The organism is Pseudomonas sp. 30_B, from assembly GCF_017491605.1.
Classification (GTDB): Bacteria; Pseudomonadota; Gammaproteobacteria; order Pseudomonadales; family Pseudomonadaceae; genus Pseudomonas.
On record NZ_JAFGYY010000019.1, the window covers coordinates 1 to 22,278 of the forward strand.

Sequence of the window (22,278 nt, forward strand, 5' to 3'; positions counted from 1 at the left end):
GTGTGGGGGGGCCGGGGGGCGAATGTGGAGAGTCTGTGGAGTTTGTGTGATGAGCTTCGATGCTCCCCGTAGGAGCGGGCCATGCCCGCGATTCGCGCCCATGGGGCGCTCCTACAGGCTACGGCTGCGGCACGGACAGACTCGCCCGCACCCCACCATCGACGTTCTCGACCCTCAGCTCGCCGCCATGCAGCGCCGCCACCTCGGCGACGAAGTTGAGCCCCAGCCCGGTGCTCTTGCGTCCGCTGGATGGGCGCGGCAGGGAATAGAAACGCTCGGTCAGGCGCGGCAGAGCGAAGTCGGGGATGGCCTCGCCCTGGTTGAACAGCTCGACGCGCCAGCCGCTACCTTCGGCCAGAGCGGAGAAGCGCACCACACCACCGGGCGGGGTGAAATCCAGCGCATTGTCCAACAGGTTGCCCAGTGCCTGGCGCAGCAGGAAACGCTCGCCCGGCACGCTCGCCTCGGGTGGAATATCGTTCGCCAGCTGCACGCCGTGCACCCGCGCCAGCCGCTCGGCGATCAGCGCGTCGACCAGCTCATGCAGGTCTACTGGAACCCGCTCCTCCAATCCCTGACGCTGCTCCACCTGGGCCAGGTTCAGCAGGCGCTCGATCAGTTGCTGCAGACGCTCGCTCTCCCCGGCGATGTTGCCGACGAAGCGCGCCCGCTGCTCGGCCGGCATCTCGCCTTCGAGCAATTCCGCCGCGCCACGGATGGCCGCCAGCGGGCTCTTCAGTTCGTGGGTCAGGGTATGCACGTAGCGCTCGACGTAGGCCTTGCCCTCCAGTTGCACGCGCATGCGCTCCACCGCGTCAGCCAGTTGCGCCATCTCGCCGCCCCGGTAGCGCGGCAGCTCCGCACGCTGCCCTTCGCTGACCGCCTGGGCATAGCGGGTCAGGCGCTCCAGGGAGCGGCTGAGCCACCAGGACAGCAGCGCGCCGACCAGCAGGCCGAGGACGATCAGCCCGGCGCCGAGCCAGGCGAGGCGCCGCTGCGAGCGATCGATGTAAGGCTGCAAGGTACGGTTGGGCTTGGAGACCGAGACCACGCCGATGATCTTCTCGCCATCGCGAATCGGCGCGGCGACGTACATCACCGAGGACTCCGGATCGTCCGCCGACTCTCGGCTGGAGCGCGCGCCGTACTGGCCGCGCAGGGTCAGGTAGACGTCGTTCCAGCGCGAGTAGTCCTGGCCCACCGCCTGGCCGAGGGAGTCCAGCAGGACGATGCCGCGCGCATCGGTGACGTAGATGCGATGGTTCACCGCCGTCTTGTTCACCCCCCAGATGTCCGCCTGCGGGCTGCGCGCACCGTAGGCGCGGAGCATCTCGGGCAGCCGGCTCTGGCTGAGGGTGCCGTTCTTCACATCGGCCTGCAGTACCTCGGCCAGCAGGTTGGCGGTGTCCACCAGGGTCTCTTCGCTGGACTGGCGCACGCCGGGGCGGATCTCGTCCATCACCGTGCGCAGGACGAACCAGCCGGTCAGCCCGACGAAGAAGAAGTACACCAGGAAGATCCGCAGCGACAGGCGCATCAGCTCTTGTCCGGCGCGTAGCTGTAGCCCAGGCCGCGATGGGTCTGGATCGGTTCGGCGGTGGCGGCGACCTGGCGCAGCTTGGCGCGCAGGCTCTTGATGTGGCTGTCGACGTTGCGCTCATAGCCGGCGTCGGCGGCAACACCCAGCGCATCGAGCAACTGCTCGCGGCTGAACACCCGTTCCGGGCGCGCCAGCAGGGTCTGCAGCAGGCGGAACTCATGGCGGGTCAGCACCAGCGGCTGGCTGTGGTAGCGAATCTGCGCCCGCTCCTCGTCCACCTCGAAGGGCCCATTGCCAGTGGCGGCGACGGGCGCCTCGCGCGGCGCGGTGCGCTTGAGGATGGCCTTCACCCGCGCGGCGACTTCACGCGGGCTGAAGGGTTTGACCACGTAGTCGTCGGCGCCGATCTCCAGCCCCACCACCCGGTCGATCTCGGCGTCGCGCGCAGTGAGGAAGATCACCGGCACCTCGGAAAAGCGCCGCAGCCGTTTGCAGGCTTCGAAGCCGCTGATGTCCGGCAGGCCGACGTCGAGGATGACCAGATCGAACACCTCGCGCTGCAGCCGCTCCAGCGCGGCGCCGGCCAGGCTCAGCCAGGTGGTCTCGAAGCCCTCGGCCTGCAGCGCGTAGAGCAGCGTGTCGGCGATGGCGGCTTCATCTTCGACGATGAGGATGTGCGGCATGAGATTCCGGCTCCGTGGAAACTGCCGGCACGGTGCCGCAAGCCCGGCACCGCGTCAATCGGGGCCTCAGCCGCCGGAGCAGTTGGGTTTGCCGGCGGTGAAGCGCTCGCCGGGGTCGACCGCGACGTGGAATTTGCGCAGGCCCTTGGTGCCCATCAGGAAGGGGTAGTTGAAGTGGCTGCGGTCGGTCAGGTTGACCTCGATGGTGCGCTGGTCACCGCCCAGGCACACCGGCAACTCGATCACCGGACGCTGGCTGAGGCCGGGGTTGCTGTCTTCCTCGTCGTCCTCGGCGGCGCCTTCGGCGCGGTTCTTGATCTTGGTGATGCGCAGCAGCTTGTGCTCGTACACCGAGTCACCGCCGTCCTTGGTGGCCAGCTTGAAGCGCACCCAGTCCTCGCCGTCGCGCTGGAACAGCTGGATGTCCTTGGCCGACAGCGACGAAGTGTAGGCGCCGGTGTCCATCTTCGCCTGCAACGTCTGATCGAGTTCGGGCAGGCTGACCCATTCGTAGCGGCCGTAGAGCTTGGGTTCGGCGGCCAGCACCAGGCTGGGCAGAGCGAACAGGGAAAGCAGGGCGAGGGCGCGTTTCACGCAGAATCTCCGGGATAGGTATCTGCGCATAGGACTAGCACGACGGCCCTTGGTTCGCCATAGCGCCCCCACTTGGGCCTCGGTAATTGTCTGCGTATCATGGCCGCGCCACCGTCGCACAAGGAATCGGATCTCCATGCGAGCACTGACCGGCCTGATCGCCAGCCTCCTGTTGCTGCTCAATACCCTGGTCCTGATCGGCCCGATGTTGCTGATCGCCCTGCTCAAGCTGGTCGTCCCCGGCCAGGCCGCCAAGGATGCCTGCTCGCGTGGAGTGATGTGGATCGCCGAGACCTGGGCGGAAATCGACAAGGCCATCTTCGCGCTGATGACCCCGACCGTCTGGGACATCCGCGGCGGCGACGACCTGCGCCGCGACACCTCCTACCTGGTGATCAGCAACCACCAGTCCTGGGTCGATATCCCGGCGCTGGTGCAGGCGTTCAACCGCAAGACGCCCTATTTCAAGTTCTTCCTGAAAAAGGAGCTGATCTGGGTGCCCTTCCTCGGCCTGGCCTTCTGGGCGCTGGACTACCCCTTCATGAAACGCTACAGCAAGGCGTTCCTGGAGAAGCACCCGGAGCTCAAAGGCAAGGACCTGGAGATCACCAAGGCCGCCTGCGAGAAGTTCAAGCGCATGCCGGTGACCGTGGTGAACTACCTCGAAGGCACCCGCTTCACCCCGGCCAAGCAGGCCAATCAGCAATCCCCGTACAAGAACCTGCTGCGCCCCAAGGCGGGCGGCGTGGCCTTCGTCCTGGCCGCGCTGGGCGAGCAGCTCGACACCCTGCTGGACGTCACCCTGGTCTACCCGAAAGGCCCGCGGCCAGGCTTCTGGGACCTGCTGTGCGGACGGCTGCCACGGGTGATCGTGGATATCCAGGCGCGCGAGATCGACCCCGCGCTGTGGCAGGGCGAATACGAGAACGATCCCGAGTTTCGCCAGTACGTGCAGGCCTGGGTATCACGCCTGTGGGAAGAGAAGGACGCGCGCATCGAGGCGCTGCGCCAGGAGTTCTGAAGCGGGGCTCAGGCCCCGCGTCCGGCCACTGGCGGAGCCTTCAATGCCGGCGAGGCGGGCATGCCCCAGAGGCCGCCGAGCGTGCCGAGCAGTTGGCTGCTCAGGCCCTGCTCGGTGAAGTAGTCGAGGATCACCCCGGCGAAGCGGCCGATCATCGATTGGTCCATACCCAGCACGCCGAAAATCTGGTCGACGTCCTGCAGGTTGTTGATTCCGCCGAGCAGCGCTGCGGCCCCGCCCAGGCCACCCAGCATGCTGCCCAGGTCGCCAGTGGAGCCGCTGCCGGCGAGTTGCTGCATGTCCGGCATGGCCTTCTGCAGCTGGGTGCTGTCGGTTTCCTTCAGGGAGTTCAGCGCCAGCCCCAGCAAGGCGCCGGTGCCGCCGATGGCCTGCTGCTCGCTGACGCCCAGCTGATGGGTCAGGTTGCTCAACAGGGCGTTGGCCGTCTGCGCGGGCACTTCAGCCGACGGCGCCGGCTCGGCGGTCTCGGTGAAGGTGGCGGCGAACACAGGGGATACGGCCAGCCAGGCGGCGGCCAGGACAACGGCGGGTTTGGCGAACATCGACGGCTCCGGAGAGGATGCCCGGCCCCGAACAGGGACCGGCTCGTCGATATGACACAGTGGGCCGCCGGCGGTTCCGCGCCGTCCGGCGGCCCACTGACTCAGAGCCCGTTCACGATCTTCCGAGCTGGAGAAGATCGTGGACAGGCGATCAGGCGCCGGCGCCCCAGAGCCCGCTGAGGCTGCTGAGCACCTGGCTGTTCACGCCCTGCTTGCCGAAGTAGTCCAGCAGCACGCCGGCGAACTTGCCGGTCATGCTCTGATCCATCCCCAGCGCACCGAACGCCTTGTTCACGTCGCCCAGGCTGCTGACGTTGCCCAGCATGCTGCTGGCCGCCGAGTTGCCGAGCTGGCCACCCAGGCCGCCCAGGGCATTGGCGCCGGACAGCTTGTCGAGGCCGGGAACTGCCTTGAGCAGCTGCGAGTAATCGCCGCCGCTGAGCTTGTTCTTCGCCAGGCCCAGCAGTGCGCCGGTACCGCCCACAGCCTGTTCTTCGTTGACCCCGAGCTGGCCGGTCAGGGCGCCGAGCAGGCCGCTGGCCTGCGGGGTGGTGGCGACCTGCGCGGTGCCGCCGCCGGTGGCGCCGGATACCGCCTTGGCGGCGTCGCCCAGGTTGAAGGCAAATGCGGAAGAAGCCGCCAGCAGGGCGGCAAGGGCGAGGGTGGCGCGGGGTTTGACGGACATCGCTGTCTCCTTTGAGAATTCCGGCAAGCGACCGGACGCCATATCGACCGGTCGGCAGTGACATCGTTCCGCCATGACGGACGCCGGTGATGAAACAAGGCACCGCATCACAAGGCGGAAAAAAGATCGCTGCTAAATGTCTAGCACAGGCGTTTCCAAACACCTAGAGAGTCCTGCCGGATCATGGCCGGGCGCGCGCGGGCAGAGCATCGTCCGACGGGTGCCGTGCACCGCGCCGCGCTGTATTTTCCCCACCGCCGCCGAACATTCCCTAAGCTTGTGCCATCCCTGACCGACGGACCGATCATGAGCGAACCCTTCACCCTGACACCCCGCGTGGCCCGCCTGCTGCCCTGGCTGGTGGCCATCGCCTTCTTCATGCAGGCCCTGGACGGCACCATCCTCAATACCGCGCTGCCGAGCATGGCCCGCTCGCTCAACGAGGACCCGCTGCGCATGCAGGGCGTGGTGATCGCCTACCTGCTCACGGTGGCGCTGCTGATTCCTTCCTCCGGCTGGATTTCCGACCGCTTCGGCACGCGCCGGGTGTTCCTCTTCGCGATCTTCCTGTTCAGCCTTGGCTCGCTGTTCTGCGCCTTGTCGCCAACCCTCGGCATCCTGGTCGGCGCGCGGGTGGTGCAGGGCATCGGCGGGGCGCTGATGATGCCGGTGGGGCGACTGGTGATCCTGCGAGTCTACCCGCGCAGCGAGCTGGTGCGGATTCTCAGCTTCGTCACCATCCCCGGCCTGCTCGGCCCGCTGGCCGGCCCGACCATGGGGGGCTGGCTGGTGGAGTACGCCAGCTGGCACTGGATCTTCCTGATCAACCTGCCGGTGGGGCTGGTCGGCTTCCTTGTCGCCCTGCGCCTGATGCCGGACCTGCGCGGCGTGCGCGCCACACGCTTCGACAGCGTCGGCTTCCTGCTCTTCGGCGGCGCCATGGTGCTCATCACTATCGCCCTGGAAGGCCTGGGCGAGTTGCACATGCCCCATGTGCGCGTGGTGCTCCTGCTGGTGGGCGGCCTGGTCCTGCTGGCGGCCTACTGGCTGCGCGCCCTGCGCATCGAGGCGCCGCTGTTCCATCCGTCGCTGTTCCGCACCCGCACCTTCGCCGTAGGCGTGCTGGGCAATCTGTTCGCGCGCCTGGGCAGCGGCTCGCTGCCGTTCCTGACCCCGCTGCTGCTGCAGGTCGGGCTGGGTTATTCGCCGGCCAAGGCGGGGATGACCATGATCCCGATGGCCCTGTCGGCGATGGTGATCAAGTCGCTGGCCAAGCCGCTGCTGGAGCTGTTCGGCTACCGCAGGCTGCTGGTGGGCAACACGCTGCTGCTGGGCGCGATGATCGCCAGCCTCGGCCTGGTGGACCAGGACACCTCCTACCCCCTGCTGCTGGCGCAGCTGGCGGTGCTGGGCGGGATCAACTCGCTGCAATTCACCGCGATGAACACCCTGACCCTGATCGACCTGCGCGACGACAACGCCAGCGCCGGCAACAGCCTGCTGTCAGTGGTGATGCAGTTGTCCATCGGCCTGGGCGTGGCCTGTGCGGCGGCACTGCTGGGGGGCTTCAATGGCGATCTGGAGAGCGCGCAGGGCGACGTGCTGTCAGCCTTCCACGCGACCTACCTGAGCGTCGGTCTGCTGTCGATGCTGGCGGCGGCGATCTTCTTCCAGCTCAATGCCGAGGATGGCCGCACCACGCCGCGCCGGGTCGATCCGGAGAACGACGTCAGCGAACACTGATCAAGGTTTGCAGCTGGGCGCCAGGGTCTGGGTCTTCGACGAATCCACGCTGCCCATGTGTTCCAGGCTGCGGCGGCCGAGCAGCACCGGGTACTCCTGGGCCTGCCGGTCGCGCAGGGAGAACTGCTCGCGGTAGACCTTGTTGCCCAGGCACACGTCCATCAGCACCACCGGGCTGCGCTCGACGCCATTGGCCGAGTGGAACTTCAGGACGCGCTCGATCTTGCGCTCGAACGGCAGGCGCAGTTCCTTGCCGGTCGCGGGGTCGGCGACCATCACGTCGTACTGCACCCAGCGCTCGTTGTTCTTCTTGATCCGGACGATGTTGCGCGCATCCATGGTCGAGGTCTGCGCACCGGTATCCAGGCGGGCCTTGAGGGCGGTCTCCTCAGGCATCAGCTTGATCGTCTCGGCCCAGCCCCAGGTCGTGGGCTGGGCGGACGGAGCCGGTTCGTCGGCCGCAACGGCGCAGGTACCGGTGAAAGCGAACAGACCAAGGGCCAGCAGGCGGAGGACGGGCGACGGCATGGATGGAAACTCCGGAAGAGGTGGCAGCTTTAGGCAATAAAAAACCCCGGATGTTTCCACCCGGGGTTCTTTGGCTGACGCCAGGGGATCTTAGTTGATCACCTGTACGCGCTCGGCCTGCATGCCTTTCTGGCCCTGCACGACTTCGAAGCTGACTTTCTGGCCTTCGGCCAGGGTCTTGAAGCCGTTACCTTCGATAGCGCGGAAGTGAACGAATACGTCCGGGCCGCTTTCCGGGGTAATGAAGCCGTAGCCTTTGGTCTCGTTGAACCACTTGACGGTGCCGTTCTGACGATTCGACATGGTGTTCTCCTTGGAACGAATTTGGAAATTAGCCACGCGAGTGGCCAGGAACTGAGTTGCAAGGAGTTACAAGGAGTCGAGCAGGACGGGGTGGAATAACCGACCGCATCAGGTCACGATCGACGGCGACCCATGCAAACACAGTTCAGGCACTCTACGACAAAAATCTACGGAAAGCGAATCTGTATAAAAAACCATATGTGCCCGGTCGCGCGTTTTCTGACGAGTGGCCGCAAAGCCCTGTGCAGCCGGTATTCCGGCCGCTGGAGGGCCCCTCCTGCTACACTGCGCGGCCATATGGATTCACCCGGGCCTCCTTCGTGACCACCTCCGCCTTCTCCAGCCTTTCCCTGTCGGCAGACCTGCTGGCCAACCTCGATTCCCTCGGCTACCGCGAGATGACGCCAATCCAGGCCGCCGCCTTGCCTGCGATCCTCAAGGGCCGCGACCTGATCGCCCAGGCCAAGACCGGCAGCGGCAAGACCGCCGCCTTCGGCATCGGCCTGCTCAGCCCGCTGAATCCGCGCTACTTCGGCTGCCAGGCGCTGGTGCTCTGCCCAACCCGCGAGCTGGCCGACCAGGTGGCCAAGGAAATCCGCCGCCTGGCCCGCGCCGCCGACAACATCAAGGTGCTGACCCTCTGCGGCGGCGTGCCCTTCGGCCCGCAGATCGGTTCCCTGGAGCACGGCGCCCACGTGGTGGTCGGCACCCCGGGCCGGGTGCAGGAACACCTGCGCCGCGGCACCCTGAAGCTCGATGGCCTGAACACCCTGGTGCTGGACGAAGCCGACCGCATGCTCGACATGGGCTTCTACGACAGCATCGCCGACATCATCGGCCAGTTGCCGGCGCGCCGGCAGACCCTGCTGTTCTCCGCCACCTACCCCGAAGGCATCGGCCAGTTGGCGGCGAAGTTCCTGAAGAACCCCGAGCGCGTGGAAGTCGAAGCGCTGCACGACGACAGCCAGATCGAACAGCACTTCTACGAGATCGATCCGAAGCAGCGCATCGATGCGGTCGTGCGTCTGCTGCAGCATTTCCGCCCGCAGTCCTGCGTCGCCTTCTGCCATACCCGCCAGCAGTGCATGGAAGTGGTGGAGCAGCTCAACGCCCGCAAGATTTCCGCCCTGGCCCTGCACGGCGACCTGGAACAGCGTGAGCGTGATCAGGTGCTGACCATGTTCGCCAACCGCAGCTGCAGCGTGCTGGTCGCCACCGACGTGGCCGCGCGCGGGCTGGACATCGCCGCGCTGGAGGCGGTGATCAACGTCGAGCTGTCGCGCGATGCGCAGGTCCACGTGCACCGCATCGGCCGCAGCGGCCGTGCTGGCGAGAAGGGCCTGGCGCTGTCGCTGGTCACCCCCGCCGAGGCCAGCCGCGCCCAGGCCATCGAGGACCTGCAGGGCGCGCCGCTGAACTGGGAGCGCATCGACTTCCTCAAGGCCAACGACACCCCGCTGCTGCCGCCGATGACCACTCTGGCGATTGCCGGCGGGCGCAAGGACAAGCTGCGCCCCGGCGACATCCTCGGCGCGCTGACCGGCGATGCTGGGCTCAAGGGCACCCAGGTCGGCAAGATCGCCATCTTCGACTTCCAGGCCTTCGTCGCCGTGGAACGTGATGTGGCCAAGCAGGCGTTGAAGCACTTCAACGAAGGCAAGATCAAGGGCCGTTCGTTCAAGGCGCGCATCCTCTGATACCGACCCCGCTTGATTGGGGGCACCCTGTAGGAGCGAGCTTGCTCGCGAACTGTTTGCCGGCAATACCGTTGCCGTGCGGTTCGCGAGCAAGCTCGCTCCTACGAAAAGCCCTTCTGCGCAGCCAGGACAGTTGTGTATTGCGCTCGCGATAGCAGCGCGGCAGACGTTCCGCTAGTCTGAGCGGCAGACACCCGGAAGTCCCGCACGCGCATGTTTTCCTCCCCATTGCTCCAGTCTCTGCGGCGCCTCTGGGCGCTGGACAAGTTCGCCTACAGCCTGCGGGTGTTCGTCGCCCTCAGCGGGGTCATGCTCGCGTGCTGGCTGCAGGGCCGGCCGGAGCTGGTGATCCCGCTGTTCCTCGGGGTCATCGCCAGCGCCCTGGCGGAAACCGACGACCACTGGCTGGGCCGCCTGCAGGCACTGCTGGTGACCCTGGCCTGCTTCAGCATCGCCTCGCTGGCGGTGGAGCTTCTGTTCCCCTACCCGCTCCTCTTCGTCGCCGGCCTGGCGCTCTCGACCTTCGCCATGACCCTGCTCGGTGCGCTGGGCGAGCGCTACGCGGCCATCGCCTCGGCCACGCTGATCCTGTCGATCTACACCATGATCGGCGTGGACCAGCGCGGCGGCACGCCTACCGACTTCTGGCGCGAGCCGGTGCTGCTGGTGATCGGCGCGCTCTGGTACGGCCTGCTCTCGGTACTGTGGAACGCGCTGTTCGCCAACCAGCCGGTACAGCAGAGCCTGGCGAAGCTGTTCCTCGAACTGGGTGAGTACCTGAAGATCAAATCGAGCCTGCTGGAACCGCTGCGCCAGCTCGACGTCGAGGCCCAGCGCCTGGCCCTGGCACGGCAGAACGGCCGCGTGGTGGTGGCGCTCAACCAGGCCAAGGAAACCATCCTGGCGCGCCTCTCCCACGGCAGGCCGAGCCCGAAGATCAGCCGCTACCTGAAGCTCTACTTCATCGCCCAGGACGTCCACGAGCGCGCCAGTTCCTCGCACTATCCCTACAACCAACTGGCCGAAGCCTTCTTCCACAGCGACGTGCTGTTCCGCTGCCAGCGCCTGCTCAACCAGCAGGGCAAGGCGTGCAAGGCCTTGGCGAAGGCCATCCAACTGCGCCAGCCATTTGACTACAACGACAGCGAGCTGGCCCTGGCCGACCTCAATGCCTCGCTGGAGTACCTGCGCGAGCAGGGCAACCCGGCCTGGCGCGGGCTGCTGCGCTCCCTCGGCGCGCTGGCGGCCAACCTCACCACGCTGGACCGCAAGCTCAGCGGCGCGAGCAATCCGGACACCCTGGACGACGAGCAGGACAGCACCCTGCTCGACCGTTCCCCGCACTCGCTGAAGGAGGCGCTGGAACGCATCCGCCTGCAGGTCTCGCCGACCTCGCTGCTGTTCCGCCACGCCCTGCGCCTGTCCCTGGCGCTGGCCGCCGGCTACGGAGTGCTGCACCTGATCCATCCGACCCAGGGCTACTGGATCATGCTGACCACGGTGTTCGTCTGCCAGCCGAACTACGGCGCCACGCGCATCCGCCTGGTGCAGCGGATTCTCGGTACCCTGATCGGCCTGGTGGCCGGCTGGGCACTGATCGACCTGTTCCCCAACCCACTGATCCAGTCGCTGCTGGCGGTGATCGCTGGGGTCGCCTTCTTCGCCAGTCGGAGTACGCGCTACACCCTGGCGACGGCAGCCATCACCCTGCTGGTGCTGTTCTGCTTCAACCAGGTGGGCGACGGCTACGGGCTGATCCTGCCGCGCCTGTTCGATACCCTGCTCGGCGCGCTGATCGCCGGCGCCGCGGTGCTGCTGGTGCTGCCCGACTGGCACGGCCGCAGCCTGCACCGTCTGGTCGGCGGCACCCTGGCCTGCAACAGCCGCTACCTGCGCGAGATCATGCAGCAGTACGCCAACGGCAAGCGCGACGACCTGGTCTACCGTACCGCCCGGCGCAACGCGCACAACGCCGACGCCACACTGTCCACCACCCTGTCGAACATGCTGCTGGAGCCCGGCCACTTCCGGAAGGACGCGGAGATCGGCTTCCGCTTCCTGGTGCTTTCCCACACCCTGCTCAGCTACCTCTCCGCCCTCGGCGCGCACCGCGACCGCCTGCCCCCGGCCCCCAGCGACGCGCTGATCGGCGAGGCCGCCGAACGCCTCACCGCCAGCCTCGACGACATCGCCGCACGCCTCACCGAGCAGCGCCCGGTTGCGATCTACAGCGATGAGGAAGACGCGCTGGCCAAGCGCCTGGAGGAGCTGCCCGAGGACGAGGACGACGCGCATCGACTGGTGCAGACCCAGCTGGCACTGATCTGCCGACAGCTCACGCCGCTACGCACCCTGGCGGCGCACCTGCTGAAGAAGGAGAGTGGTGCGGAGCAGGCCGAGACGGCCTGAGCACACAGCCTCTGTAGGAGCGAGCCTGCTCGCGAACCGCACGGCACCGCTGTCGCCGGGAGACTCCATTCGCGAGCAAGCTCGCCCCTACGAAAAGCCATCCCGGTAATCCCCACACAGCCCGGCTGCCCGTTACAACCCATGCTCCCGCATCAGCGCGTCATAACTGCCGTCCGCCCGCATCGCGCGAATAGCCTGGTTGAACGCCACGATAATTTCCGCGTGATGCGGAACGTGACGACCCACCAGGATGTGCAGGCCATTCTCGGCCAGCGGCACCGGAAGGAACTCCAGCTCGCCCTTGAGTTCGGCGAGGTCGCTGTTGAAATGCACCTGCGCGGTGATCTCGTCTTCCAACGTCAGGTCCACGCGCCCGGCCTGCAGCATCAGCGCCGCATTGACGAATGCTGAACACCGGCACCCGTTGCAGTTTCGGGTCGCTGTTGAAGGCCTCGGAGTAGGCGTAGCCGCGCACCATGGCGATGCGGTACGGATAGAGATCGGCCAGCTTGGCGAAGGTGATGGGCGAACCCCGGCGCTTGATCAGGCGCACGCGATTGACCAGGTAGGGCTCGGAATACACGCCGAAGGCTTCCCGCTCCTGCGCGTACCAGGCGTCCACCACCAGGTCGTACTCGCCGTTCGCCACGCCGTGCAGCACGCGCGGCCAGGGCACCTCGATGTATTCGCTGGCGTAGCCGGCACGCTTAAGTGCGGCCTGCACCAGATGCACCGCCACGCCGTTCCCGGGCAACCGGTTGTCCGCGTAGGGCGGCCAGCGATCCGCGGCAATGCGCAGCACTTCTCCGGCCCGCGCCACGCCGGCAACGCACAGGAACACGAGGATCAGCAGCAGGCGCAGCGCCATCGGGGATGTCGTCCTGGGAGAAGCTTTCAAGACTAGACGCTGCCCACGGCGCCGCGCCAACCTCAGAACAACATCGCCGCGCGCAGGCTCATGCCGCCGCCGGTCTCGGGTACTACCGTCAGGTTGTAGCGATCACGCTCGGGGCCTTCGAGGAACAGGTTGTAGGTGAAGTTGGCGAAGAAGTTGCCCACCGCCATGCCCACCAGCACATCGGTCGGGTAGTGCTTGTCGCCTTCGACCCGCGCCAGCGCGGTCAGCCCGTCGAGCGCGTAGAGCCCGGCCTTGGCGGTGTAGCGCAGGGTCGGGTCCATGTCGATGTAGTCCAGGTTGCGCCGGGTGAAGCTGGTGTGCACGGCGGTGACGGCGGTGTGCTTGGACGGGAAGGAGTCGTCGGGCACCCCATCGGGGCGCTCGCGGCCGGACCACTCCTTGGCCTCTTCGACGAAGCCGGTCACCGCATAACGATCCGCCGCCAGCAACGCCAGGTTGCGCCCGCGCCAGCTCCATTTCTCCTCGCTGTCCGCCGTTTTCGGGGCGGCGACCAGCGCGCTGACCACGCTCGCCCCGGTGGCGAGGTTGAGCATGCGGTCGGCGGCCTGGTTGGCATCGCCGCCGAAGAACCAGTCGTGATCGCTCGCCGAGCGTTGCCACTTGTGGTCCCAGTTGCCGGCGGCGATCACCGCCGCGCCTGCCACCGGCGCCCAGACATCCGGGCTGACCACCGCACGCTGCGCGGAGTCGCCCACACGTGACCAGCTCATCTGAGGTGTGCCTGCGCAACCGAGCAGGCCAGTGGTGACGGCCAGCGTCAGGGCCGTCAGCAGGGTCGTTTTCATCGTTCCCCCAGGGCGCCCACTTCGTCCGGGAATGGACGCGTCAATGCATGAGCTGGGAACTATAGACGCTGACTATCTGACAGACGTTGCCTTCAGTCAGGCTTGCCCGACTTGCCGCTGGATTCGAGCAGCCCCTTGAGCAACTCGATGGGCATGGGGAAAACGATGGTGGAATTCTTGTCGCCGGCAATCGCACTCAGCGTCTGCATGTAGCGCAACTGCATGGCGCCGGACTGGCGGCTGAGCATCTCGGCGGCCTGCATCAGCTTCTCGGACGCCTGCAACTCGCCCTCGGCATGGATGACCTTGGCCCGCCGTTCCCGCTCCGCCTCGGCCTGGCGGGCGATGGCGCGGATCATCGATTCGTTGAGGTCGACGTGCTTGATCTCGACGTTGGCGACCTTGATGCCCCAGGCGTCGGTCTGCGCATCGAGGACTTTCTGGATGTCCATGTTGAGCCGCTCGCGCTCGGCCAGCATCTCGTCCAGCTCGTGCTTGCCCAGCACCGCGCGCAGGGTGGTCTGCGCCAGCTGGCTGGTGGCGGCGAGGAAGTTCTCCACCTGGATGATCGCCTTCTGCGGGTCGAGCACGCGGAAGTACACCACCGCGTTGACCTTCACCGAGACGTTGTCGCGGGAGATCACGTCCTGCGGCGGCACGTCGAGCACCACCGTGCGCAGGTCGACCCGGACCATCTGCTGCACCACCGGGATCACCAGCACCAGCCCCGGTCCCTTCACCTTCCAGAAGCGGCCCAGCTGGAACACCACCCCGCGCTCGTATTCGCGCAGGATCCGCAGCGCGCTGAGCACCAGGAACAGCAGCAGGATCAGCGCCACCAAGAGTCCGAAGGGAAAGCCCATCACACACCTCCTGAATCGTCGTTGGCCGCCACTTCCAGGCTCAGGCCGTTGCGCGCCATCACCCGCACCCGCTGGCCGCTATGCAGCGGCCGGTCGGCGTGGACCTGCCATTGTTCGCCCTGCAGCGATACCCAGCCGGCGCAGGGATCGTCATCGGCCACCCACTGGATGGTCGCCAGGCTGCCCACCAGGCCGGCCGGGCCACTGACCACGGCACGCCGGCGAGCCTTGAGCGCAACACCGAGGACGCCGGCGATGAACAGCGCGCTGACGGTCGCCAGGGCCACTACCAGCCCCAGAGGAATACCGTAGCCGGGGGCATCGGTATCGACCAGGATCAGCGCACCGACCACGAAGGCGGCAATACCACCCAGGCCCAAAGCGCCGAAGCTGGGCATGAAGGCCTCGCCGACCATGAAGGCCAGGCCGAGCAGGATCAGCGCCATCCCGGCGTAGCTCACCGGCAGCATCTGCAGGGCATAGAGTCCCAGCAGCAGGCAGATCGCGCCGAGCACGCCGGGCAGCGTCATGCCGGGGTTGGCGAATTCGAAGATCAACCCATAGATGCCGATCATCATCAGGATCAGCGCCACGCTGGGATCGGTGATCACCGCCAGCAGCCGGGTCCGCCAGTCCGCCTGCCGCTCGACCAGTGCAGCGCCGGCCACCTGCAGGCGCAGGTCATGACCCTGGACGCTGACGCTGTGGCCGTCGATCATTGTCAGCAGCATGGGAATGTCCGGCGCCACCACATCCACCACCCTCTGCTTCAGTGCTTCGTCCGCCGCCAGGCTGACCGCCTCGCGCACCGCGCGCTCGGCCCACTCCGCGTTGCGTCCGCGCAGTTGCGCCAGGCCGCGGATGTAGGCCGAGGCATCGTTGATCTGCTTGCGCTCGAGAGTGCCGCTGTTGGTGTCGGGCTTGTCCGAGGGCTTGCCCTGCGAGGGCTCGGGATTGGGTGCGCCGATCTGTACCGGCGTCGCCGCGCCCAGGTTGGTGCCCGGCGCCATCGCCGCGATATGGCAGGCGTAGAGGATGTAGGTCCCGGCACTGGCGGCCCGCGCGCCGCCGGGGGCGACGTAGCCGGCCACCGGCACCGGGCTGACCAGGATCGCCTTGACGATGCTGCGCATGGCGCTGTCCAGCCCGCCCGGAGTGTCCATGCGCAGCACCACCAGCGCCGCGCCCTCCTCCGCGGCACGGCTGATGCCACGCACCACGTAGTCGGCGGTCGCCGGCCCGATGGCGCCGTCCACATCCAGCACTACCGCCGTGGGAGCCGCCAGAACCCCTCCCGCGCCAAGCAGCAGGAAACAGGCGAGTCGACGGAGCAGCCTCAACATGGCGCCTCCCGGCCTTGGCCGGCGGGCATCGCGGCGAATGAATGGACGATGCCCTCCCCTAAGCATAGCCCCCAGGGCCGGGCGCCCCGCCGGAAACGAAAAACCCCGCCGAAGCGGGGTTTCTCGTGAGCCGGTGCGAATCAGCCGTTGAAGACGTCTTCGACGGACTTCAGCGGGTAGTGCTTCGGATACGGCAGGGTGGCCACGCCGGTCTCGATGGCGGCCTTGGCCACGGCGTCGGAAACGACGGTGATCAGGCGCTTGTCCATCGGCTTCGGAATGATGTACTCGCGGCCGAACTCCAGGGCGCTCACGCCGTAGGCATCGCACACGTCCTTGGGTACCGGCTGCTTGGCCAGGTCACGCAGGGCCAGGGCGGCGGCGATCTTCATTTCCTCGTTGATGCGGGTGGCGCGTACGTCCAGGGCACCGCGGAAGATGAAGGGGAAGCCCAGTACGTTGTTCACCTGGTTCGGGTAGTCCGAACGACCGGTGGCCATGATCACGTCATTGCGGGTGGCGTGGGCCAGTTCCGGCTTGATTTCCGGGTCCGGGTTGGAGCAGGCGAAGACGATCGGGTTCGGCGCCATGCGGGCGAGGTCTTCAGCGCTCAGCAGGTTGGCGCCGGACAGGCCGACGAACACGTCGGCGCCGTCGAGGGCGTCGGACAGGGTGCGCTTGTCGGTCTCGGTGGCGAATACGGCCTTGTACTGGTTCAGGTCGTTACGGCCAGCGTGGATCACGCCCTGGCGGTCGATCATGTAGATGTTCTCGACCTTGGCGCCCATGCTCACCAGCAGCTTCATGCAGGAGATGGCGGCGGCGCCGGCACCCAGGCAGACGATCTTCGCGGACTCCAGCTTCTTGCCGGCGATTTCCAGGGCGTTGAGCATGCCGGCGGCGGTCACGATGGCGGTGCCGTGCTGGTCATCGTGGAATACCGGGATGTCGCACTGCTCGATCAGCGCGCGCTCGATCTCGAAGCACTCGGGTGCCTTGATGTCTTCCAGGTTGATGCCGCCGAAGGTGATGGAGATGCGCTTGACGGTATCGATGAAGGCCTGCGGGCTTTCGGCGTCGACTTCGATGTCGAATACGTCGACACCGGCGAAGCGCTTGAACAGCACGCCTTTGCCTTCCATGACCGGCTTGGAGGCCAGCGGGCCGAGGTTGCCCAGGCCGAGAATGGCGGTACCGTCGGAAATGACCGCGACCAGGTTGCCCTTGCCGGTGTACTTGAAGGCCAGCTCCGGATCACGCGCGATTTCGCGGACCGGCTCGGCGACGCCCGGGCTGTAGGCCAGCGACAGGTCGCGGGCGGTGGCGGTCGGCTTGGTCAGCTCGACGCTCAGTTTACCGGGGCGGGGTTGGGCGTGATATTCGAGGGCAGCGGTCTTGAGATCAGACATTTGGGCACTTCCGCTTTTGTTACTTGTTGGACAGACGGGGGTCCGAGCATACGCAGAAAGCCCGCACCTGCCAAGGTAGCCCAAGCCCCTGCTGTCAAGACCTCTAGCGTACGACCTTCAGCCAATCGCCAGGTTTTGGCTGGCCGATTGGATACAAGTCGTTCAATAAGCGTATACGATTTATCGAGTCAGATTCCAGCCCCGGACCTGCTTTCGCGAACTCCTCGACAGTCTGCCCGGATTTGACCTGAACGACGGCGATCCGGCGCGGTTGCGCCAGCTTCTTCTCGTCCGCGCGCATCGGCCGGAAGCTGCGGATCACCTGCAGGAACTGGTCATCCACGCTTTCCAGGGAGGCGCGGCCTTTGACCGCACCCACGAACAGATAGGCACGGTCCTTCTGGTAGATCACCGCGACGCGACGGGCCGGCGAGCCGGGCACTACGCCGGTGGCGACGTCCAGGCCGGCCTGCTGGAAGCTCTCCTCACCCGCCAGGCGACCGCCCGTTCCCTTGCGCAGGAACTCCACCGGCGTCAGCTGGCCATCGCGCTGCACCACTTTCATGCCGATGTAGGCCTGCTGGTCGGCGGTGAACCCGACCAGCGCGGTCGGCTGGTTGAGGATGCCCCATCCCGCCGGGTAGGTCAGGGTGAAGTCCAGTTCCGCATGGTAGAAGCTCTGCCCACGGCGCACGCCGCTGGAAGCCGAATCGCCGAACGGCATGCCGTCGATGGCCTTCAGGTAGCGTTCGGCGCCGACTTCGTGCTGGCTGTTGCCGGCCAGGGCCTGGGCCGGGCCGATCACCTGCTTGAGACGCTGGTCGTTGTCCGGGTGGGTGTCGAACAGGCCGTGGTAACCCACCGGCTGGGTCGCCTGGCCCTTGCGTGCGGCCTCGTCGCGGGCGAAGTCTTCCTGGTTCTTCAGCACCCGCACCACCTGGATCATCGCGGTGGGATCGTAGCCGGCGCGGGCCAGGTACTTGGCGCCCAGGCCGTCAGCCTCCAGCTCCATGTCACGTCCATAACCGCGCACGAAGGCGGTGCCGAGCACATTGGTGAGATCGGCGGCGGCGCCCACGCCAGTACCGATGGCGACCGCCTGGCCGAGGATGTTCCAGGCGCTGGACTGGCTCTGCTGGCGCACGCTGTGGCGGGCGGTGACGTGGCCGACTTCGTGGCCCAGCACCGCCGCCAGCTCCGCCTCGGAGCCCAGGTAGGCCATCAGGCCGCGATGGATGTAGATGTAACCGCCGGGCAGGGCGAAGGCGTTGATGTCCGGGGTGTCGATGACGGTGAAGTGGTACTGCAGCTGGGGCCGGTCGCCGGCGCGGGCGACCCGCTCGCCGACCTGCTGCACGTAGGCCTGCAGCTTCTCGTCTTCGTAGCGCGGGTACTGCTTGAGGATTTCCTGGCTGTACTTCTGCCCCAGGCTGAGTTCCTCCTGCTCGCTCATCATTACGAAGTCGGACTTGCCGGTGGCCGGGTTCACGGCGCAACCGCCCAGGACGCTCATCAGCGCCAGCAGGGTAAGAATTCCGAACGAGCGCACGCTCATGGCAATACCTCCATCATCGCCGGGTCGGTCAAAGGCAGCATCCAGCGTGCCTGTCCTGGTTTGATTGCACCGCGCTCGGACCGGTCGATCACCCAGCCGCGCGCTTCCACTTGTCGACCACGCAGGTCACGCAGGGTTGCGTTGTCGAAATGCTTCAGCAGGCGCGGATCGATACGCAGCACCAACGGGCCATCCAGATCGATCCACAGTCCACCGCCGTTACGTTGTACCTGATCGACACGACCGCGAACCACGGCAAAGCCGCTTTCGTGAAGTTGCTCCGCCGATTGAACCGGCGCGTGCTCCCACAGCCCCAGCCCGGCGCTGCGCGCCTCGCGCTCGGCGGCCTGCTGGCAGGCGGTGAGATCGGTATTGGGCGCGATAGCTACAAGGTAGCCCAGGCCTTCGGCGAGCAGACGGGATTCGAGGTTGTTGCCCTGGGAATCGTAGGCATAGGCCAGGGTGCGGCCGTACTTGTCCTTGCCCTGGCGGCCAGTGACCAGGCCGACTTCGCCGTCATTGGCCGCCACCAGCGCCTGCAAGCGGCGCTGCGCGGCGACGGCGAAGGGCTCTTCCGGGCGGCCGCGATGGGCCAGCTCCGGGGCGTTCACGCCGATGAGGCGCACGCTGCGGCCATCGGCGAGTTTCAGGGTGTCGCCGTCCACCACCCGCGCCACGCGCACCGTTTCAGGCGATCCAGGCTTCGGGCAGGCAGCGGCCGACGCGTCCGCCATAAAGCAGACGGCCATAAAAAAGGCGCCCACGAGGGACGCCTTTTTCGAGATACCGTGAAAAACCATCGAGGGCCTTTCCCGGAAATCGATCTTACTTCTTGCCACCGAACATGGCGAAACGCTGGTTGAAGCGATCGATACGGCCGCCGGTGTCGACGACTTTCTGCTTGCCGGTGTAGAACGGGTGGCACTCGGAGCAGACGTCCAGGTGGATGCTCTTGCACAGGGTCGAACGGGTCTTGATCACGTTGCCGCAGCTGCAGGTAGCTTCGATTTCTTCGTAAGCGGGATGGATTTCCGGTTTCATGATGTCTTCTCTCTGGTTGGTGTGCCGCCACCCAGTCTCTGTCAGAAGCCGAGCCACGGTCATCGAGGACCGCAGGCGGGATCTTTACCGGGCACCGCACAAATTAAGGGCGTGGATCATACCAGAGCTGTTTTTCCACGCAAGTCAAGCCTCGACCGATGGTCGCCGGGTGCTAAGATCGCCGCTCCCCGCCACCCGGAATCGCACCGCGTGCTCTCACCGCCCATTCTACGCCTCGCCCTGCCCTCGCCGCTGCGCCGCCTGTTCGACTACCTGCCGCCGCGCGGGGTCGACGTAGCGCGCCTGCAGCCAGGCGTGCGCCTGCGCGTGCCGTTCGGCCGCCGCGAGATGGTCGGGGTGCTGGTGGACAAGGTGGAAACCTCCGAGGTCCCGGCGGACAAGCTGCGCCCGGCACTGGCCGTGCTCGACCACGAGCCACCGATGCCGGCGCACCTGCTGGAGCTGTGCCGCTGGACATCCCAGTACTACCAGCACAGCCTCGGCGACACCCTCTCCTGGGCGCTGCCCAACCTGCTGCGCCAGGGCGAACCCGCCGAAGCGCGCCAGCAGCGTTTCTGGCACGCCGAGCCCGGCGCCCGCGAGGAAGACCCGCGCCTGGCCCGCGCGCCGCGCCAGCGCGAGACGCTGAAGATCCTCAAGCAACACCCCCACGGCGTGGCCCACGATCTGCTGAGCCAACTGCAGATCAACAAGGACAGCCTCGACCTGTTGCAGGAAAAAGGCCTGGTCAGCCTGGAGGTGCGCGTGCACAGCGTGCCGCCGCATCACGGCCCGTGGCTGGCACAGGCCGAGCTGCCGCTCAACGCCGAGCAGCGCGCCGCCTTCGAAGCGGTACGCGCCGGCTTCGGCAGCTTCCACAGCTTCCTCCTGGCCGGCGTCACCGGCAGCGGCAAGACCGAGGTCTATCTGCAGCTGATCCGCGAGACCCTGGAGGCCGGCAAGCAGGCGCTGGTGCTGATCCCGGAGATCAATCTCGGCCCGCAGACCCTGTCGCGCTTCGAGCGCCGCTTCAACGCGCGCATCGCCCTGCTGCACTCCGCGCTGACCGACCGCGAGCGCCTCGACGCCTGGCTGGCCGCCCGCGACGGCGAGGCGGACATCATCATCGGCACCCGCTCGGCGCTGTTCACCCCGCTGAAGCATCCGGGGCTGATCATCATCGACGAGGAACACGACGCTTCCTATAAACAGCAGGAAGGCCTGCGCTACCACGCCCGCGACCTGGCGATGGTGCGCGCGCGGCTGGAGAATGTGCCGATCCTGCTGGGCTCCGCCACCCCCGCGCTGGAAAGCCTGCACAACGCCCAGAGCGGCCGCTACGGCCTGCTGCGCCTGACCCAGCGCGCCGGCGGCGCCCACCAGCCGAAGTTCCAGCGCCTGGACGTGAAGAGCCTGCCGCTGGATTCGGGTATCTCCATGCCGCTGCAACGCTCGATCAAGGAAACCCTGGCCGCCGGCCAGCAGGTGCTGGTCTACCTGAACCGCCGCGGCTTCGCCCCGACCCTGCTGTGCCACGACTGCGGCTGGATCAGCCAGTGCCCGCGCTGCGATGCGCGGATGACCGTGCACCAGGGCAGCGGCGAGTTGCGCTGCCACCACTGCGACCACCGCGAGCGGCCGCCGCGCAACTGCCCGAAATGCGGCACGGTGGACCTGCGCCCGGTCGGCGCCGGTACCGAGCGCGCCGAGGAGCGCCTGCGCATCCTCTTCCCGGATTACCCGGTGCTGCGCATCGACCGCGACAGCACCTCGCGCAAGCACGCCATGCGCGACCTGTTCGCCACCATCAACAAGGGCGAGCCGTGCATCCTGGTGGGCACGCAGATGCTCGCCAAGGGGCACCACTTCCCGCGCGTGACCCTGGTGGCGATCCTCGATGCCGACGGCGGGCTGTTCTCCGCCGACTTCCGCGCCAGCGAGCGCATGGCCCAGCAGATCGTCCAGGTCGCCGGCCGCGCCGGGCGCGCCGAGGAGCCGGGCCGCGTTCTGATTCAGACCCACCTGGCCGACCACCCGCTGCTGGTGCAACTCACCGAGCAGGGCTACTTCGCCTTCGCCGACCAGGCCCTGGCCGAACGCCGCGCCGCCGGCCTGCCGCCCTTCGCGCACCTCGCGCTGCTGCGCGCCGAGGCGCACAAGCCGGGGCAGGCCGAGGCCTTCCTCGACGAAGCCTGCGCCGAGGCCGAGCGCCTGCAGGCGTCGCTGGGCAGCGAGGTGGAACTCCTCGGCCCGGTACCCGCTCCCATGGAGCGCCGCGCCGGCCGCTACCGGGCCCAACTGCTGCTGATGAGTGCCGCCCGCGCGCCCTTGCACCGTCTGCTCACGCCCTGGCTGCAGATGCTCGAAGGCATGCCCAGCGGCAGGCAGGTGCGCTGGTCGCTGGATGTCGACCCGATCGATCTTTTCTGACGGGCAATCCCGTCAGGCAAAACCGCCTGGGGTTGCGCATCCGTCCTACATTGACTTCCATCAGCCGCGACGGATGGCACAGCGGCGAGACTGAACAAGGAGCGCTCCGCGGTTGGCAAGCCATGCCCGGCCACGGATAATGCGCGGTTCTGAGCCCGATAACCGGT

General features: G+C 67.0%; 19 protein-coding genes and 1 pseudogene. 5 read left to right on the forward strand and 15 right to left on the reverse strand.

The features are described from left to right. Positions 1-118: 118 nt before the first annotated feature. The 3 genes from creC to J5M67_RS19715 form a co-directional block, all read right to left on the reverse strand. Positions 119-1,537, reverse strand: coding sequence for a two-component system sensor histidine kinase CreC (creC, locus tag J5M67_RS19705; RefSeq protein ID WP_207887012.1), 1,419 nt, complete (start codon positions 1,535-1,537; stop codon positions 119-121). Beyond that, on the reverse strand, positions 1,537-2,223 hold the full coding sequence (gene creB / locus J5M67_RS19710) for a two-component system response regulator CreB (RefSeq protein ID WP_207887013.1): 687 nt from the start codon (positions 2,221-2,223) through the stop codon (positions 1,537-1,539). The genes creC and creB overlap by 1 nt, the downstream gene beginning before the upstream one ends. Positions 2,224-2,289: 66 nt before the next feature. Further along, complete coding sequence (locus J5M67_RS19715; protein ID WP_207887014.1) at positions 2,290-2,817, reverse strand: ATP-dependent zinc protease; 528 nt, start codon at positions 2,815-2,817, stop codon at positions 2,290-2,292. Positions 2,818-2,953: 136 nt separating this feature from the next. Here J5M67_RS19715 and J5M67_RS19720 point away from each other — a divergent pair, with 136 nt between their 5' ends. After that, complete coding sequence (locus J5M67_RS19720; protein WP_207887015.1) at positions 2,954-3,838, forward strand: acyltransferase; 885 nt, start codon at positions 2,954-2,956, stop codon at positions 3,836-3,838. Between the two features lie 8 nt (positions 3,839-3,846). On the opposite strand, the gene J5M67_RS19725 is transcribed toward J5M67_RS19720, so the two are convergent. Then, positions 3,847-4,401: a DUF2780 domain-containing protein gene (locus J5M67_RS19725; protein WP_207887016.1), complete on the reverse strand. Its 555-nt coding sequence runs from the start codon at positions 4,399-4,401 to the stop codon at positions 3,847-3,849. A 151-nt stretch (positions 4,402-4,552) separates the two neighbouring features. Beyond that, entirely contained in the window at positions 4,553-5,086 is a 534-nt protein-coding gene (locus J5M67_RS19730; RefSeq protein ID WP_207887017.1) for a DUF2780 domain-containing protein, read from the reverse strand. A gap of 306 nt (positions 5,087-5,392) precedes the next feature. Here J5M67_RS19730 and mdtD point away from each other — a divergent pair, with 306 nt between their 5' ends. Next, entirely contained in the window at positions 5,393-6,829 is a 1,437-nt protein-coding gene (gene mdtD / locus J5M67_RS19735; RefSeq protein ID WP_207887018.1) for a multidrug transporter subunit MdtD, read from the forward strand. Here the strand turns inward: mdtD and J5M67_RS19740 are convergent, their stop codons facing one another. After that, positions 6,830-7,357, reverse strand: a complete 528-nt coding sequence (locus J5M67_RS19740; protein ID WP_207887019.1) for a RimK/LysX family protein — start codon at positions 7,355-7,357, stop codon at positions 6,830-6,832. 90 nt (positions 7,358-7,447) lie between these two features. After that, positions 7,448-7,660 (reverse strand): cold-shock protein, encoded by a 213-nt coding sequence (locus J5M67_RS19745; RefSeq protein WP_015475193.1) that lies wholly within the window; start codon positions 7,658-7,660, stop codon positions 7,448-7,450. A gap of 320 nt (positions 7,661-7,980) precedes the next feature. On the opposite strand from J5M67_RS19745, the gene dbpA reads away from it, so the two are divergent. Continuing rightward, on the forward strand, positions 7,981-9,357 hold the full coding sequence (gene dbpA, locus J5M67_RS19750; RefSeq protein ID WP_207887020.1) for an ATP-dependent RNA helicase DbpA: 1,377 nt from the start codon (positions 7,981-7,983) through the stop codon (positions 9,355-9,357). Positions 9,358-9,570: 213 nt separating this feature from the next. Continuing rightward, positions 9,571-11,766, forward strand: a complete 2,196-nt coding sequence (gene yccS / locus J5M67_RS19755; protein WP_207887021.1) for a YccS family putative transporter — start codon at positions 9,571-9,573, stop codon at positions 11,764-11,766. Positions 11,767-11,898: 132 nt separating this feature from the next. Here the strand turns inward: yccS and J5M67_RS19760 are convergent. From J5M67_RS19760 to rpmE, 8 genes and pseudogenes are all read right to left on the reverse strand, one after another. After that, a pseudogene (locus J5M67_RS19760) lies at positions 11,899-12,634 on the reverse strand (substrate-binding periplasmic protein). A 62-nt stretch (positions 12,635-12,696) separates the two neighbouring features. Then, positions 12,697-13,470 (reverse strand): phosphatase PAP2 family protein, encoded by a 774-nt coding sequence (locus J5M67_RS19765; RefSeq protein WP_243434764.1) that lies wholly within the window; start codon positions 13,468-13,470, stop codon positions 12,697-12,699. Between the two features lie 92 nt (positions 13,471-13,562). After that, a complete protein-coding gene (locus tag J5M67_RS19770; protein ID WP_207887022.1) occupies positions 13,563-14,336 on the reverse strand; it encodes a slipin family protein in 774 nt (257 codons plus the stop codon). Next, the gene (locus tag J5M67_RS19775; RefSeq protein WP_207887023.1) at positions 14,333-15,676 is read right to left on the reverse strand and encodes a nodulation protein NfeD; all 1,344 of its coding nucleotides are present in this window, start codon (positions 15,674-15,676) and stop codon (positions 14,333-14,335) included. Before J5M67_RS19775 ends, J5M67_RS19770 begins: the two co-directional genes overlap by 4 nt. A gap of 140 nt (positions 15,677-15,816) precedes the next feature. Then, positions 15,817-17,085, reverse strand: a complete 1,269-nt coding sequence (locus J5M67_RS19780) for a malic enzyme-like NAD(P)-binding protein (protein WP_207887024.1) — start codon at positions 17,083-17,085, stop codon at positions 15,817-15,819. Positions 17,086-17,188: 103 nt separating this feature from the next. Next, positions 17,189-18,598, reverse strand: coding sequence for a M48 family metalloprotease (locus J5M67_RS19785; protein WP_207887097.1), 1,410 nt, complete (start codon positions 18,596-18,598; stop codon positions 17,189-17,191). 38 nt (positions 18,599-18,636) lie between these two features. Next, entirely contained in the window at positions 18,637-19,440 is an 804-nt protein-coding gene (locus tag J5M67_RS19790) for a thermonuclease family protein (protein ID WP_207887098.1), read from the reverse strand. A gap of 25 nt (positions 19,441-19,465) precedes the next feature. Continuing rightward, entirely contained in the window at positions 19,466-19,681 is a 216-nt protein-coding gene (gene rpmE, locus J5M67_RS19795) for a 50S ribosomal protein L31 (protein ID WP_090264577.1), read from the reverse strand. A gap of 210 nt (positions 19,682-19,891) precedes the next feature. On the opposite strand from rpmE, the gene J5M67_RS19800 reads away from it, so the two are divergent. Then, a complete protein-coding gene (locus tag J5M67_RS19800; protein WP_207887025.1) occupies positions 19,892-22,111 on the forward strand; it encodes a primosomal protein N' in 2,220 nt (739 codons plus the stop codon). Positions 22,112-22,278 lie beyond the last annotated feature (167 nt).

Bases quoted from the DNA above. Each gene is read 5' to 3' on its own strand.
- J5M67_RS19775 (WP_207887023.1), bottom strand. From the start codon at position 15,676: ATGTTGAGGCTGCTCCGTCGACTCGCCTGTTTCCTGCTGCTTGGCGCG.
- J5M67_RS19725 (WP_207887016.1), bottom strand. From the start codon at position 4,401: ATGTTCGCCAAACCCGCCGTTGTCCTGGCCGCCGCCTGGCTGGCCGTA.
- J5M67_RS19790 (WP_207887098.1), bottom strand. From the start codon at position 19,440: ATGGTTTTTCACGGTATCTCGAAAAAGGCGTCCCTCGTGGGCGCCTTT.
- J5M67_RS19745 (WP_015475193.1), bottom strand. From the start codon at position 7,660: ATGTCGAATCGTCAGAACGGCACCGTCAAGTGGTTCAACGAGACCAAA.
- J5M67_RS19730 (WP_207887017.1), bottom strand. From the start codon at position 5,086: ATGTCCGTCAAACCCCGCGCCACCCTCGCCCTTGCCGCCCTGCTGGCG.
- creB (WP_207887013.1), bottom strand. From the start codon at position 2,223: ATGCCGCACATCCTCATCGTCGAAGATGAAGCCGCCATCGCCGACACG.
- yccS (WP_207887021.1), top strand. From the start codon at position 9,571: ATGTTTTCCTCCCCATTGCTCCAGTCTCTGCGGCGCCTCTGGGCGCTG.
- J5M67_RS19740 (WP_207887019.1), bottom strand. From the start codon at position 7,357: ATGCCGTCGCCCGTCCTCCGCCTGCTGGCCCTTGGTCTGTTCGCTTTC.
- creC (WP_207887012.1), bottom strand. From the start codon at position 1,537: ATGCGCCTGTCGCTGCGGATCTTCCTGGTGTACTTCTTCTTCGTCGGG.
- mdtD (WP_207887018.1), top strand. From the start codon at position 5,393: ATGAGCGAACCCTTCACCCTGACACCCCGCGTGGCCCGCCTGCTGCCC.
- rpmE (WP_090264577.1), bottom strand. From the start codon at position 19,681: ATGAAACCGGAAATCCATCCCGCTTACGAAGAAATCGAAGCTACCTGC.
- J5M67_RS19720 (WP_207887015.1), top strand. From the start codon at position 2,954: ATGCGAGCACTGACCGGCCTGATCGCCAGCCTCCTGTTGCTGCTCAAT.
- J5M67_RS19765 (WP_243434764.1), bottom strand. From the start codon at position 13,470: ATGAAAACGACCCTGCTGACGGCCCTGACGCTGGCCGTCACCACTGGC.
- J5M67_RS19785 (WP_207887097.1), bottom strand. From the start codon at position 18,598: ATGAGCGTCCTGGGCGGTTGCGCCGTGAACCCGGCCACCGGCAAGTCC.
- J5M67_RS19780 (WP_207887024.1), bottom strand. From the start codon at position 17,085: ATGTCTGATCTCAAGACCGCTGCCCTCGAATATCACGCCCAACCCCGC.